General features: G+C 56.2%; 13 protein-coding genes. All 13 read left to right on the top strand.

Going from position 1 to position 13,873, the window contains the following annotated elements; translation table 11 throughout:
- The first annotated feature begins 417 nt into the window (after nt 1-417).
- The 13 genes from ACP7EW_RS01130 (at nt 418) to ACP7EW_RS01070 (ending at nt 13,851) form a co-directional block, all read left to right on the top strand.
- On the top strand, nt 418-1,125 hold the full coding sequence (locus ACP7EW_RS01130) for a helix-turn-helix domain-containing protein (protein ID WP_426214728.1): 708 nt from the start codon (nt 418-420) through the stop codon (nt 1,123-1,125).
- Complete coding sequence (gene dnaB / locus ACP7EW_RS01125; RefSeq protein WP_426214726.1) at nt 1,118-2,485, top strand: replicative DNA helicase; 1,368 nt, start codon at nt 1,118-1,120, stop codon at nt 2,483-2,485. The genes ACP7EW_RS01130 and dnaB overlap by 8 nt, the downstream gene beginning before the upstream one ends.
- On the top strand, nt 2,485-2,694 hold the full coding sequence (locus tag ACP7EW_RS01120; RefSeq protein ID WP_426214724.1) for a hypothetical protein: 210 nt from the start codon (nt 2,485-2,487) through the stop codon (nt 2,692-2,694). The genes dnaB and ACP7EW_RS01120 overlap by 1 nt, the downstream gene beginning before the upstream one ends.
- Nucleotides 2,691-4,019, top strand: a complete 1,329-nt coding sequence (locus tag ACP7EW_RS01115) for a tyrosine-type recombinase/integrase (RefSeq protein ID WP_426214722.1) — start codon at nt 2,691-2,693, stop codon at nt 4,017-4,019. Before ACP7EW_RS01120 ends, ACP7EW_RS01115 begins: the two co-directional genes overlap by 4 nt.
- 296 nt (nt 4,020-4,315) lie before the next feature.
- Nucleotides 4,316-4,705, top strand: coding sequence for an antiterminator Q family protein (locus tag ACP7EW_RS01110; protein ID WP_426214720.1), 390 nt, complete (start codon nt 4,316-4,318; stop codon nt 4,703-4,705).
- 178 nt (nt 4,706-4,883) lie between these two features.
- Complete coding sequence (locus ACP7EW_RS01105; RefSeq protein WP_426214718.1) at nt 4,884-5,954, top strand: hypothetical protein; 1,071 nt, start codon at nt 4,884-4,886, stop codon at nt 5,952-5,954.
- Nucleotides 5,955-6,252: 298 nt separating this feature from the next.
- Nucleotides 6,253-6,597 (top strand): phage holin family protein, encoded by a 345-nt coding sequence (locus ACP7EW_RS01100; RefSeq protein ID WP_426214716.1) that lies wholly within the window; start codon nt 6,253-6,255, stop codon nt 6,595-6,597.
- A 22-nt stretch (nt 6,598-6,619) separates the two neighbouring features.
- Nucleotides 6,620-7,342, top strand: a complete 723-nt coding sequence (locus ACP7EW_RS01095) for a hypothetical protein (RefSeq protein WP_426214714.1) — start codon at nt 6,620-6,622, stop codon at nt 7,340-7,342.
- Between the two features lie 143 nt (nt 7,343-7,485).
- Nucleotides 7,486-8,040, top strand: a complete 555-nt coding sequence (locus ACP7EW_RS01090) for a terminase small subunit (RefSeq protein WP_046035594.1) — start codon at nt 7,486-7,488, stop codon at nt 8,038-8,040.
- On the top strand, nt 8,003-10,066 hold the full coding sequence (locus ACP7EW_RS01085; protein ID WP_426214712.1) for a phage terminase large subunit family protein: 2,064 nt from the start codon (nt 8,003-8,005) through the stop codon (nt 10,064-10,066). Before ACP7EW_RS01090 ends, ACP7EW_RS01085 begins: the two co-directional genes overlap by 38 nt.
- A complete protein-coding gene (locus tag ACP7EW_RS01080; RefSeq protein WP_426214710.1) occupies nt 10,057-10,269 on the top strand; it encodes a primosomal replication protein PriB/PriC domain protein in 213 nt (70 codons plus the stop codon). The genes ACP7EW_RS01085 and ACP7EW_RS01080 overlap by 10 nt, the downstream gene beginning before the upstream one ends.
- On the top strand, nt 10,266-11,792 hold the full coding sequence (locus ACP7EW_RS01075) for a phage portal protein (RefSeq protein ID WP_426214708.1): 1,527 nt from the start codon (nt 10,266-10,268) through the stop codon (nt 11,790-11,792). Before ACP7EW_RS01080 ends, ACP7EW_RS01075 begins: the two co-directional genes overlap by 4 nt.
- Nucleotides 11,793-11,886: 94 nt before the next feature.
- Complete coding sequence (locus ACP7EW_RS01070; protein WP_426216355.1) at nt 11,887-13,851, top strand: ClpP-like prohead protease/major capsid protein fusion protein; 1,965 nt, start codon at nt 11,887-11,889, stop codon at nt 13,849-13,851.
- Nucleotides 13,852-13,873: the final 22 nt, after the last annotated feature.

The raw sequence follows: 13,873 nt of genomic DNA, 5'->3' as shown, positions 1-13,873 counted from the left end.
TGCTACTCGCGAAGACGATCCTGCAAATGCAACAAAGGACTCGGCGGCCTAACCGTTCGATGAGTTGATTTTCCGCCCATTCGGCGAAAACCAAAAGGCGAGCTGGCTTAGCTGTTGATTCATCCAGTACCCAGATCGCAGACATAAAAAAACCGCCTGGCAGGGCGGTTCAGTACAGCGTTTAGCGAGGTCAATAATGATCAAAAACAACCCTCCAGTCAATAGTTCTGGCGATGTCGCGACACTTCCCGGCGAGTCCGAAAAGGTGTCTCGACACAGGGTCACCAATCAATCCGCAGCGATGAACGCCTCCCTGATGATCAGCGGCCAGTATTCGCGCGCTTCCAAGTCTCAATTCCGCCGGGAATGCCTCGATCACTTGAAGGCATCCCTGGCTCCTGCCCAGGATGTCCCTGCATGAGTACCATCATCATGAGCCTGTGCTGGCCGTTGCAAGGCATGAGCGGCCCGCAAAAGGCTGTACTGATTTCGCTGGCCGATAATGCAAATGACGAGGGTGTCTGCTGGCCTTCGGTCGCTCGCATCTCTGAGCGGACATGCCTCGCAGAAAGAACTGTTCAGGCCGCCATAAAGTGGCTGGGTCAGGTGGGCATTTTGTCTGTCCGGGAAAGGATGGGGCGTTCGACGATTTACACCCTAACCCCCGCATCTTATGCACCCCCGCAGGCGGCGCACCCCGCAGCAGATGCACCACCACCCCCGCAGCTCACGACGAAAACCCCCGCAGCAGCCGCACCCAGAACCGTAATAGAACCATCAAGTGAACCGTCACCTCTTGTTGGCGCTGAGCAACCCACGAAAATTTCGAAGCCGAAATGCCCAACCCAGGCAATCGTCGATTTGTTCAACGCAACGATCCCGGAGTTTCCCCGGGTCATGTTGTTGACCAAGGATCGGATTGCAAAAGTCAGCGCACGTTGGAACGAAAGCGATGTTCATCAGGATCTCAGTTTCTGGGCTGAGTACTTCGCCCTGGTGCGCTCCAGCGACTTTTTGATGGGTAAGGTTTCGACCGCTGGCGGTAATCCCTTCCGCTGTAACTTCGATTGGCTGATTGCCCCGAGCAACTTCGTGAAGGTCGTTGAGGGTAATTACAATGCGTGACCCCTACAGCCTGGAAGCTGAACACGGTGTACTGGGAGCGATGTTCCTGCGCCCAGAGCTGATCGACGTACTTGCCGCCGATCTGGTGCCCGAGGACTTCTACTACGAGGACAACGCCGAGCTGTATCGCGGGATTTTGGCCTTGCACGGTGATGGTCATCCCGTCGATATCGTGACCGTCGGGGTTTATGTGGGGGATCTGCCTGGTGGTGCGAGTTCGTTTGCCTATGCCGCAGAAATTGCTCGCAATACGCCAAGCGTTGCAAACGCCGCTTCCTACGCCGGAACGGTTCGTGAGCGCAGCTTGGATAGGTCGATCATCGAGCTTAGCGTGCGGATCAACGACATTGCCTACGGTGACCAGCCAGCAGCTGACAAGGTGGCAGCGGTACAGGCTGAGTCCCATGCCATTGACAGCCAATCGGCAACATCTGAAGTGGTCAAGGCTGAGGACTTTCTCAACGACTACATCGAGGTGCTGCAGGCCCGAGCTGATCGTGGTAATGAAATTGACGGCCTGTCCACGGGCATTCCTGATTTGGACGAGAAGCTGCAAGGGCTCAAGCCTGGCCAACTGATCGTGATTGCTGGCCGTCCGGCCATGGGCAAAACCACGCTCGCCATGAACATCGCGTCTCACGCGGCCATCCGTGATGGCAAAAGCGTGATGGCGTTCAGCCTGGAAATGGATAACACGGGCCTGATGGATCGCTTCATGGCGTCCGAAGGGCGAGTGCCCTTACAGCTGATCAAAAATGGCAAAGCCCCTAACACTCACGGTGCCGAGCTGATGAGTGCCGCCGGCAAGCTCAAGAAGTCGAACCTGTTCCTGTCGGATCGCGCGTCGATGTCAATGAATCGACTGCGCTCGGCGGCTCGCCGCCATAAGCGTCGGTATGGCTTGGACCTCATTGTCATCGACTACCTGCAATTGGTGGAGTCCGACTCGCGCACGTCCAGTCGTGAGCAGGAAGTCAGCCACATGACACGCACAGCGAAGCTCATGGCCCGCGAGCTGGGCGTTCCGGTGATCCTGCTCAGCCAGCTCTCCCGTAAATGCGAAGAGCGGCCCAACAAGCGCCCGCTGTGTTCTGACCTGCGTGAATCCGGCGCCATCGAGCAGGACGCTGACATCATCCTGTTCGTGTACCGCGACGAGGTCTACCACGAACACTCCGAAGCCAAAGGCATTGCCGAAATCATTATCGGCAAGGGCCGTGATATTGCCGGCGGCACCGTGCGCGCCGCTTTCCACGGTCAGTACAGCCGATTCGAACAGCTCGCAGCGGGCTGGGTTGAGCCGACCAAACCCGAAAAGATCAGCAGTCTGGCCGGTCGTTACAGAAAGGAAAACAACTGATGGCACCGATTCGCCTGGCCGTTCCGGTCTCGGCCAATTACCGCTATGCGGTTCATTGCTGCGGCTTCAAGTTGGACATGGACGTCCTGCCTGACCATGCCGTGGCTTTGTTCGCTGATGAGGCCATGGCCAAGCGCTACGGCGATTGGATGTGGCCATCGACTTTTGAGGTCGTTGACCTACTTGCCCGAAAGGAGGGCAACGTTTGAATACTCAAATCAAAACCCTGACAGTAAAACTGTCGGATGCCGAGATTGTGCGCAACGCCAAGCTTGAGCGTGTGCGTGACCTGCGCGATGCCGGCCACCCTGCGTTGCACTTTCGTTTCGCCAAAAATCGTACGCGTGGTTCTTGGTACTTTCTCAATAAGCGCCAATGGCACCGCATCGGAGCCTATCCAGACCTCAACACCAAGCAGGTGATCGCAGCGTTGCCGTCGGTGCGCCTGCGCGTGGCGGCTGATGGAGCGGCCAGCGTGTCGGGCTGGCTTACCGTCGGCGAGCTGCTCGACTGGTTTGGCGACCGTATGACCAAGTCGCGGGCGCTGTCCGATAAACGCCGCGCGGCCATCAAGTCGTCGATCAGCTGCCAGCTGAAGCCGCGGCTGGATGATTTGTTGCTTCGCGATGTAAACGCCCAGGCCCTCGACCAGTTGCTGATGTGGCCGGTGCAGGCTGAGCTGTCCTTGTCGTATGTCCAGCAGCTGTTTCGTCTGCTAGCGATGGCCTTTCGTCAGGCGCGCAAGCTGGACCTGATCCCGGTTAACCCGATGGCCGAGCTGAAGTTCAGCAACTTCACGTCGGCGCGCATTCAGCCCAAGCCCGCCCGGCTTCGCGATGTGCAGGTGCACGAGTTGGTGATGCTGCTGGCTGAGCGATTCGACAGCGCGCCAGGTGACGCCATGCTGGCCTTAATGATGCTGTGCCACGGCACCCGAATCGGTGAAACCCGCCAAGCGCGGTGGGCTGACGTTGCATTGCCCGAGCGTGAGTGGTTCCTGCCGGCGGAGCACACCAAGAGCAAGACCGAGCTGCGCGTGCCGCTGACTGATCAAGTGTGCGCACTGTTGCGCCTTTACCGTGACCGCCAAACCACCCAGGGCTACACAGGGGCTTTTCTGTTCCCGTCGCGCCGTGGCAAGCCGCTGAGTGATAACCAAGCCAGTGCCGCGTTCACTCGGTTGGGGCAGGGCGCCTGGACCAGTCACGACCTGCGCAAGGTGGCCCGCACCGGCTGGACTGACCTCGGCGTCGACGGCCACATCGGCGAGATGTTGCTGAACCACTCCCTGGGCAAGATCGCTTCTACCTACATCAACACTCAGGCCAAAGAGCAGCGCCGCCTCGCGTTGGTGAAGTGGCACGACTGGTTAGATGCGCGTGGCTTCAAGGCGATCCATGAGCAGACAGGCGTTAGATATGAAGATTCGCAAAACCTCGTAGACGCCTTGAACGGCGGGGTCTGCGAGCCAGAACCACAATTTGTTAAGGGCGAGGTTTTAAAACGTGCAGAAACGACAGGTGCCTGGCTTTAAGCGGGATCGGATCGAGCTTGAACCCTGCGAGATCTGCAAGGGTAGGGCGTTAGTGGCGGGGGTGTTTTATGAGGTGGTTTGCACGGATTGCAACGGCTCAGGTTGGGTTGTTCAGGGGACCAAGTTGGTGCTTTCTGTCGACGAGTTGGTCACCCAATTGAGTTTCAAGTTGCAGCAGGTAGAGAGCGAAGTCTTGGCGTTAAAGACTCCTTCAACACCAATAGGGCCGCAGAGCCAATACGAGCAATCAAACCGCTTGGGAGCAGGCGGGACAAATTATACAGGGGATTGATAGCATGATGATTCGTAAGCCGGCTGGCCGGCCTTTGGGAGATACCGAATACCTGCTTGAGCAGTGGGGTTGGTGGAGAATGGACGGTATGGGGGTCTCTGGTTACACGTCTCCAACTTTAGCTCTGATGCGGCAGGCGGTAGCGCAGGTAACAGTCTGTAAAAACTATTGCATTACTGACGACTGGGCTCTGGCTATCGATAACGCCATGGCTAGGCTCTCCCGTAGGGATCAGCAAATGGGCGACGTGCTTTGGCTGTACTACGGGCAGAAATGGCCGATGCTACGAGTGGGAAAGCATTTCGGCATCAGTGAGGGAAAGGCGCGCGAACTAACCAGGGCTGGGACGGCGTGGGTTGACTGCGCAATTGATGATATGCGGCAGCTATCTTAGCTATGCAATCGAAATGTCTGCTTTTGCATAATTTCAAAAATAAAGTGATTCCGACTCACGCCGAGAAAATTGTTTTTTTTCGACGATAACGTATCATTAAAATTCAAGATGCCCTTGCACGGGGTGTCGCTAAATGGCTTGTGATGAGTCGTGCTGTGAAAAAAACCGGAATAAGCGAATGGATTCAGATATTGGTTTTGATATTAGCTATCAAGTGAAACGCATTTTTGTAGTGCTTGGATCTTTAAGTGGCATTTTTTCTATGTTACTTCTTTTTTCTGAGCGGTTTAGTATTCTAGTTGGTGGGGGTAGGGAATACAGCTTTAGTGGCGAGCTAGCGTTGATTTCGATGTTTGCATCGGCGGTAGCGTTTACATTTGTATATTTACAGTCAGGCGGTAAGCAGGCTTTATCTAATGTTGGGTCTGATGCTTCAAGTAATATATATGTAAATAAAGCGAGTAGAATGCTTGAGGAAGTTGAGCGTAGAAATGCGGAGCTTACAGACAAGCTCAGTCTATTGGATAAAAAGCTTGAAGAGGCTGAAACGTCCAAAGGTTTGAGTCCGGAAGACCGGCAACGTGTAGTTGACGGCGCGATAAAAGCTTCAAGTACTGAGGCAATTAAAGAGGTTTTTGCTTTTGAGACAGCTAGGCTAGAGTCCCAGCTATCGGATAACTTAGGTTTAGATAGATTGGAATCGGTTGCCAGGAATAGCGTGGGACGCTTGACTCGTGAAATATCCGACCTTCGACTCCGATCTAACATAAACCTTATAATAGGCATGTCGATAACGGCAGGTGGCCTTTGGCTTCTGTGGTCTACAGTGTCAATTATTGATGCTTCGGAGCTACTAAAGTTACTTGCCGCTGGGGGGGCTGAATCAGATTCGAAATTTTTAAAAAGTTTAATTCTCCCGATAATACCCCGTATCCTATTGGTGGTTTTCGTTGAGATTTTTGCTTATTTCTTTTTGCGCCTTTATCGGGATGGTCTCTCTGAAATTAAATATTTTCAGAACGAGTTGACTAATGTCGAGTCAAAATTAACTGCTATTGAGTTTGCCTACATAACAAAAGACAATGAAGCGTTGAAGTCTGCGATTGAGGCTCTGTCCGGCACTGAACGAAACTTTGTTTTGGCTAAGGGGCAGACTACGGTTGAGCTAGAAAGGGCCAAGTCTGAAACTTTTATCAGTAGGACTTTTGTTAAGGCTCTTCCTAGAATTCTTCTGGAACGAAAAAAATAAGATTTGTGGGTTTTTTAAGTGTAAAGGAACAGGTTGCTTAGCTTGATAACGTCTAATCGTTTTTGAGAGGTTGTATAGAAAAGTGTTTTCCGCGCGGAATAGATCTGTTTTCATTGCAGCGTGAACTGCTGTGAACGCAGCATGACGCCTACCAAGACCCGGCCACTGAGCCGGGTTTTTTGTTCCTATTTTCAAGCCCTGCAATTGAGCGGGGCTTTTTTGTTTTCGGCCCCACGACTGTCTCCTTGCCTAAAGCGGATGCCAGCGACGTGGAGGCCGACCTATTTGAGGACTCAAGATGAACTCCGAGCATCAGGCACTGACCGATGTACCTCTGTGGTTGTTGGTTCTGCTGAGCCTCGCCGGTTTGTCTGGAGAAATGCTTCGCGCATCAGGTAGTGACCTGGGCCTTCGCCAAATCCTTCAGCGAGTTGCGTTACGCTTTCTCGCTTCTGGCCTGTTGGGTATGGCCACGTTGCTGCTTGCTATGGCCCTTTGGAACAACCTCTACCTGGCAGCAGGCCTGGGCATTGTCATCGCTGTGATCGGCGCTGACGTCGCTGGTGGGCTGTATACGCAATTCCTGGCACGAAAGGCCGGTGTTAGTGATCCCGCTGTGGGTCGTAATGCAAACGAGCAGTAGTTCGCTAAATGGGAGAGGAGGCATGCTTAAGATCGAGACGAAAGGCGGCAACCTTCTGAAGAAAACACTGAGTGACCTGGAGCAGCGGCAAATGCCGTTTGCTCTGGCGCGGGCTCAGACACTCACAGCAAAACTGGTTGAGGCAGCCGAGATTGAGGAAATGGCCCGGGTGTTTGACCGGCCTACTCGATTCACACTCAACAGTGTTTTCGTCCGGCCAGCCAGGAAGGGCGGGCCGGGGGCGGTGGTGTGGGTCAAGGACTATGCATCCAAGGCCGACGCACCCATTCGCTGGCTTCTGCCTGAGGTTGACGGCGGCGAGCGGCAGGCCAAGCGCAGCGAGAAACTCTTGAGTGCCCGAGGCATTCTTTCATCTGGTCGCTTCCTGATGCCGGGCGGTGGGATGACGTTGGATAGTCACGGCAACATCAGTCGCGGTGTGATGCAAAAGGTTCTGTCTGGTCTCGGCGCCCAAGGTGATAAGTACGCAAACAGTACCGATAGCCGCCGGAGTCGCCGCAACAGTAAGCGCTTCTTTGTGCTAGGCAAGGGCAGCAAGTCCGTTGGTGTTGCACAGCGTACCGGTAAGGGCTCGACGGGGTTACGGATCATGATGGCCTTCGCGGCTCGCCCGACCTACAAGCATCGGCTCGACTTCTACGGAGTTGCTGATCGTGTCGTGCGTGACAATTTGCCCGAGCAGGCGCGCCAGTCCCTGGCGCAAGCGGTCCTGAAAGCGAAATGACCACGACGCCAGCTGGCCATGCGCCGCCAATGAGAATAATTATCGTAAAGGTACTCCCGGACCTCACCCCCCTCAGGGGGTAATTCGAGGCCCGCGTCTTCGCTATATATGACCCATTTTCAAAGGTTGGTTGTTGTGTAGTTATGGCTAATCAATCGATCACCCGAAAACCTGAGTGGCTGAACAAGTCTCGCATGGCTGACAGTCTTGGAATTACCACTCAAGCCTTCGATAAATGGGGCGTGACGCCAATTGCCAAGATCGGCCGCGAGTCGTTTTACGACGTGCGTTCTGTGCTCGACAACCGGCTGGTTCACAAGGGCGAGAAGCAACAACCACTCGACGACGATGGCCAACCCATTGATCCGCTGATCGAGTACAAACAAGCGCAGCAGAAGTTACGGTTAACTACTGAGCAAGCCGACGCCCAAGAAATGCGCAATCGGGTTAAGGCTAAGAAGCTGGTACCGGTGGATTTCTGCCTGTTCGCTTTGGGCAAGTTGAGCGCCATGCTCGGCTCAACCCTGGACACCATTCACATCAAAGTGAAACGCAAGCACCCGGATATCGAGGTGCGTCACATCGAGGCTATCCAACGTGAAATAGCCGTTACGCGGAACGAAGCGGTCAACCTGGCCGATACCTTGCCGGAGCTTCTAGATGAGTTCGTCGAAGCCCTGGATGAGGGCGCTGATTGATAGCGTCCGTAAGGGCCTGACCGGCCTCTACAAAGAGCCGCCACTGACGGCAGTTGAGTGGGCGAATAAGCATTTTTACCTGTCTTCCGAGTCGTCCTATCAGGAAGGTCGGTGGACTACGGCACCGTTTCAGGTTGCCATTCTCAACGCGATGGGTAATGACCTGATCGCCGTAGTCAACGTGCTGAAGTCAGCGCGGGTTGGCTATACCAAGATGTTGGTAGCCAATAAGGGCTACAAGATCCAGCACAAGAAACGCAACGTGTTGTCGTGGTGCCCAACCGATCCCGACGCTGACACCATGATGAAGCGGCACATCGAAACGATGATCCGCGACGTTCCGTTGGTGCGTGCTTTGGCGCCTTGGTACGGCGTGAAGCACCGGGACAACACCCTGGACGAAAAGCGTTTTGATAACTCGAAAATGCTTTGGTGCCTGGGTGGCAAGGCCGCACGTAACTATCGGGAGAAAAGCCCCGACGAGGTGATCTACGACGAGCTGTCGAAGTTCGATGCTGACATCGAGGGTGAAGGCTCCCCGACGATGCTGGGAGATAAGCGTCTTGAGGGTGCGACGTTTCCCAAGTCAATTCGCGGATCTACCCCCGGGGTAATCGTCGCCAGCGGCGAGGATGACGAGTCAGTTGGAGAGGGCTGCCAAATCAGCCGGGCGGCTGATGAGTCGCCGCACTTCCTGCGGTTCAACATCAGATGCCCATGTTGTGGCACAGAGCAGCACTTGAAATGGGGTGCGTTCGACAAACCCTTCGGCATGCGCTGGAGGCTCGATGGTTATGGCCAGGTAGAAAAAGCCTGGTACTTGTGTGAGTCCGGCAACGGCTGCACGTTCGAATACCACGAAATGATCCAGGCGTCGGTTGCTGGGCGCTACATCTGCGAACGGCAGGGCGTTTGGACGCGTGACGGGATGGATTGGTTTTCTGCTGACGATCAGCCAATCACCACGCCTCGATCTGTCACGTTCCACATCTGGACCGTTTATTCCGAGTTCGTTACCTGGGCTTCGGTGGTAAGTGAATGGCTGAAGGTAGGCAAGGACCGAGGCAAGCTCAAGACCTTTATCAACACCACCCTTGGCGAAGCCTGGGAAGAGGACCAAGGCGAGAAACTGGAATGGGAGGTACTGGCCAAGCGGCGCAGCAACTACCTGAAGGTGCCCGCGCGTGGCGTTGCATTGTTCGGCGGGATCGACACGCAGGATGACCGGTATGAGGGGCGTGTGTGGGCCTTCGGTGCAGGTGAGGAAGCATGGTTGATTCACCGTTGGGTGCTGACCGGTGACCCTGCCAGCGTTGAGTTGCGCAAGAAAGTTGGCCAAGAGATTCGCCGCCAATTTACCCGTGAAGACGGCACGCTGATGCGTGTAGATCGCTGGTGCTGGGATTCCGGCGGGCATTACTCGGACGAGGTGCGCAAAGAAAGTAAAAAACACGGTGTCACCTGGGTTATCCCGGTGTTTGGTGCTGCAACCTACGGCAAGAAGATTGCCAATTTCCCTAAGAAAAAAACCAAGGGTGACCGGGTTTACCTCACGGAAGTCGGCACGGACAACGCCAAGGAACTGATCTACAGCCGCTTGAAAATCGAACCGGACGGCGACCGTCCGGTGCCTGAGTGCGTCCACCTGCCCCTTAACGAGCAGGTATGCGACGAAGACGAAATGAAGCAGTTGACCAGTGAGCGTAAGGAGTGGGTGATCTCTAAAGGGCGCCGCGTTCAGCGCTGGACTAATGGCCGTCGCCGGAATGAAGCCCTCGACTGTTTTGTATACGCACTGGCCGCCCTGCGGATCAGTCAAGAGCGGTTCGGTATGGATCTGGATCAGCTCGCCATGGAAGCTCAGTTCGTGCCGTCTTCGGGCACATGGGAGGTGCCAGAGGCGCCTGACGTGGACGAGCCAGAAGAATCAGAGCCGCCGATTGAATTGGCGCGGCCTGAGCCCCCATCAACTCAAGTCGACGCCCGAGGCGACCGGCATAACGTGGAAAGTAACGGATGGCTATAAACGCGCAGGAGATGCTGGACCAGTATCTGGAGGCAGAGGCCGCCATTCTGCTGGGTAAAACGACCGTTTTTAACGGCCGTACCCACACCATGGCCGAATTGCCGCAAATCCAAGCAGGACGACGCGAATGGGAGCGCCGGGTTAACGCCCAGCAGGCCGCCGCGCAAGGCAGTCCGGGTTATTCCCTGGCTGAATTTCGGTGAACTTCCTCGACCGCTGCATTGCAGCGGTTAGCCCTGGAGCAGGGTTGCGGCGTCTGGCGGCACGCAGTGGCATCCAAGCCTTTGAGGCGGCCGAGGTCTCGCGTACACACAAGGCAAAGCGGCAAACGCGAAGCGCTGACAGTTCATTGCAGCGTGATGCGGAATCGTTGCGCGGCCAGGCTCGAAAACTGGATGAAGATCACGACCTGGTGACGGGCATTTTCGACCGATTGGAAGAGCGGGTGGTGGGTGGTGCAGGGATCGCGGTAGAGCCGTTGCCCCTGGACCACGCGGGCAATATTCACCTGGAGTTCGCGGCGCAGATTAAAGATCTGTGGGCCGAGTGGTCCATGCGACCGGAGACCTCGGGCGAGTTGACCCGGGCACAAATGGAGCGCCTGGTGTGCCGCACCTGGCTGCGCGATGGTGAGGCGCTGGCCCAGCAACTATTGGGCAAGGTGCCCAACTTCAAGCACCTGCATAAAGTGCCATTTACCCTGGAGTTGCTGGAGCCAGATTACCTTCCCTGGAACTACAACGATGAATCGAAGGGGATTTGCCAGGGCATCACACGTGACGCTTGGCGCCGGGTCACCGGTTATAACCTGTTGAAGCGTCACCCGGGTAGCGCCTTGGGTTTCAGCCTGTCGGCAGATACCAAATTCGTACCGGCGAATCGGATGCTGCACATCGCTTATCGCAAGCGGATTGGTCAGAACCGGGGGCAGCCGTTGTTGCACGCGGTGATAACGCGCTTGGCGGATATCAAGGACTACGAGGAAAGCGAGCGCGTAGCCGCTCGTATCAGCGCAGCCCTGGCGATGTTCATCAAGAAGGGCTCAACCGAAGACTACGTGGTTGCACCTACGACCGCTGGCAAAGATGGCCAGGCCACCGGAGCGCGAAGTATTCCAATTGCCCCCGGCATGGTGTTTGACGGGCTGTTGCCCGGAGAAGACGTGGGCATGATCGAAAGCAATCGGCCCAGCCAGTTTGTGGAGAGTTTCCGTAACGGTCAGCTTCGTGCCGTTTCGTGCGGTACACGCATTGGCTACTCCACGGCGACGCGGACATATACCGGTACTTACTCGGCCCAGCGCCAGGAGTTGGTGGAGTCGCAGCTGGGGTACGACCTTCTGCAGCACGAGTTCATCGATTACTGGTCGCGCAAGGTCTACAGGGCCTTTATCGAAATGGCGCTGGTCAGCGGCGTACTGATCCCCCCTGGCGACGTCAACATGAACTCGGTGTACAGCGCAGTTTATCAGGGGCCGGTAATGCCCTGGATCAACCCGGTGCATGAGGCCAACGCATGGGATCAATTGGTACAGAGCGGTTTTGCCGATGAGGCCGAAGTGGCCCGGGCGCGTGGGCGCAACCCGCAAGAGCTTAAGCGATCGCGTCAGGCGGAAATCGAAAGCAACCGGGCTAAAAAGCTGGTGTTCAGCTCCGATGCCTATCACAAGTTCTACGGGAAAGTGACCTTCAATGCAGACCTATCAAACGAGAAAGAGAAAGCCTGAAGCGCCGCCGCTGACGGTGCCTAGGGCATCGGTTCAGTCGTCGGTGTCGTCCGTGATCACTGCGGCAAACCAGCCAGTGGAAAGTTGGTACTCAATGCGCGCCATGGCGCGTGGCAGTGTCGAAATTTTGCTGTACGACGAGATTGGCGGATGGGGTATTACCGCCAAGCAGTTCGCACAGGATCTGGCGGCCTGCGGTGACGTTTCACAAATCAATCTGCGTATTCATTCGCCGGGCGGGGATGTGTTTGCCGGCATGGCGATCTACAACACGCTGAAGGCTCACCCGGCCCGTGTAGATGTGTACATCGACGGGCTAGCGGCTTCCATGGCCAGCGTGATCGCGATGGCGGGTGACAAGGTGTACATGCCCACCAACGCCATGATGATGATTCACAAGCCCTGGGGCGCGCAGGGTGGCGATGCGGATGATATGCGCCGATATGCCGACCTGCTCGACAAGGTTGAAGGAACGTTGGTGCAAGCCTACATCGGCAAGACCGGAAAAAGCGCGGAAGCAATTCACGCGTTGTTGAAGGATGAAACATGGATGGATGGCAGCGAAGCGGTGGCAGCTGGCTTTGCTGATCAGTTGATTGATCCGCTGGTAGCTGCCGCACAACTCAAATCGAAACGCATGCAGGAGTTTGAACACATGCCGCCAGAAGCTTTTAACAGCCTGATGAACCCGCGTAACCAATTGCCTGTACCGTCGCCGGCTCCCGCGCCTGTCCCGGCACCGGCGCCGGCCAATTCGCTGTCGGCCGAGCAGATTCGAGCCCAGGTCATTGCCGAGGAGGGCGAGCGCCGTACCGGCATTACCAACGCTTTCGGCGGCTTTGCTGCTGCTCATGCCGAGCTGTTACAGGCTTGTGTGACTGACATGGCTTGCACTGTCGAGAGTGCCCGGGCGCAGTTGCTGGCGAAACTGGGCGAGCAGTCCACCCCGTCGAGCATTCCCGGAATGCATGGCCATGTCTCCAACGGTAATTTGGTTGGAGACTCCGTACGTGCCTGCTTGGAAGCGCGAATCGGTATCGCTGCAATCGAGACCAGCAACGGCCTCAATCACATGAGCATGCGCGAGCTGGCCCGCGCCTCTCTGACCGAGCGTGGCATTCTAGTGGCGACGCTCAACCCGATGCAGATGGTCGGCCTGGCATTCACTCATAGCTCCAGCGATTTCGGGCAGATTCTGCTGGATATCTCTGGTAAGTCGGTATTGCAGGGCTGGGAGGAGGCGCCGGAGACATTCCAGCTTTGGACCAAAAAAGGCCAACTGAGCGACTTCAAAACGTCTTCGCGGGTCGGCCTGGGTGAGTTCCCAAGTTTGCGCGAAGTGCGCCCGGGCGCCGAATACAAGCACATCACCCTGAGTGATCGTGGCGAGCCGATCACGTTGGCCACCTACGGCGAGCTTTTTTCGATCACCCGTCAGGCGATCATCAATGACGATCTGTCGTTGTTGAGTGACGTACCTTACAAGATGGGCCAGGCCGCCCGCGCGACCATCGGCGATTTGGTCTACGCAGTGCTGACTAGCCCACCGAAAATGCGCGATGGTAAGTCGCTGTTTGATGCCTCGCGTAAAAACAACGCGGCTGGCCCGGCGTCTGAGCTGTCGATTACCAGCTTGATCGCCGGCAAGACTGCGATGGCTTCGCAGAAAACTCAGGTCGACGGTGGCAAAGCGCGCACCTTGAACATTCGCCCGGCTTACGTGCTAACGCCGGTGGCCTTGGAAGACAGGGCCAATCAGTTGATCAACTCGGCGTCTGTCCCAGGGGCTGATGTTAATTCCGGCATCATCAACCCGATCCGCGGCTTTGCCCAGGTTATCGGTGAGCCGCGCCTGGATGATGCATCTTCGTCGGCCTGGTACATGGCGGCCAAGCAGGGCAGCGACACCATCGAGGTCGCCTACCTCAACGGCATCGATACTCCATACGTTGAGCAGCAAAACGGCTTCAGCGTCGATGGTGTGGCCAGCAAGGTACGTATCGACGCAGGTGTTGCACCTGCCGACTTCCGTGGCCTGTACAGCGCCGCTGGCAAGTAGTCCCAGCTGTCCCTGACGACCC

Origin of the sequence: Pseudomonas sp. DWRC2-2, assembly GCF_049897885.1 — a bacterium.
In the GTDB taxonomy this organism is placed as follows: domain Bacteria; phylum Pseudomonadota; class Gammaproteobacteria; order Pseudomonadales; family Pseudomonadaceae; genus Aquipseudomonas; species Aquipseudomonas azotoformans_A.
The sequence above is the reverse complement of the archived record's forward strand: the minus strand, read 5'-3'. Positions and strand labels throughout refer to the sequence as shown.

Excerpts from the sequence above, each read along its gene's own strand:
- ACP7EW_RS01130 (WP_426214728.1), top strand. The coding sequence starts at position 418 with ATGAGTACCATCATCATGAGCCTGTGCTGGCCGTTGCAAGGCATGAGC.
- dnaB (WP_426214726.1), top strand. The coding sequence starts at position 1,118 with ATGCGTGACCCCTACAGCCTGGAAGCTGAACACGGTGTACTGGGAGCG.
- ACP7EW_RS01120 (WP_426214724.1), top strand. The coding sequence starts at position 2,485 with ATGGCACCGATTCGCCTGGCCGTTCCGGTCTCGGCCAATTACCGCTAT.
- ACP7EW_RS01110 (WP_426214720.1), top strand. The coding sequence starts at position 4,316 with ATGATGATTCGTAAGCCGGCTGGCCGGCCTTTGGGAGATACCGAATAC.
- ACP7EW_RS01105 (WP_426214718.1), top strand. The coding sequence starts at position 4,884 with ATGGATTCAGATATTGGTTTTGATATTAGCTATCAAGTGAAACGCATT.
- ACP7EW_RS01100 (WP_426214716.1), top strand. The coding sequence starts at position 6,253 with ATGAACTCCGAGCATCAGGCACTGACCGATGTACCTCTGTGGTTGTTG.
- ACP7EW_RS01095 (WP_426214714.1), top strand. The coding sequence starts at position 6,620 with ATGCTTAAGATCGAGACGAAAGGCGGCAACCTTCTGAAGAAAACACTG.
- ACP7EW_RS01090 (WP_046035594.1), top strand. The coding sequence starts at position 7,486 with ATGGCTAATCAATCGATCACCCGAAAACCTGAGTGGCTGAACAAGTCT.
- ACP7EW_RS01085 (WP_426214712.1), top strand. The coding sequence starts at position 8,003 with ATGAGTTCGTCGAAGCCCTGGATGAGGGCGCTGATTGATAGCGTCCGT.
- ACP7EW_RS01080 (WP_426214710.1), top strand. The coding sequence starts at position 10,057 with ATGGCTATAAACGCGCAGGAGATGCTGGACCAGTATCTGGAGGCAGAG.
- ACP7EW_RS01070 (WP_426216355.1), top strand. The coding sequence starts at position 11,887 with ATGCGCGCCATGGCGCGTGGCAGTGTCGAAATTTTGCTGTACGACGAG.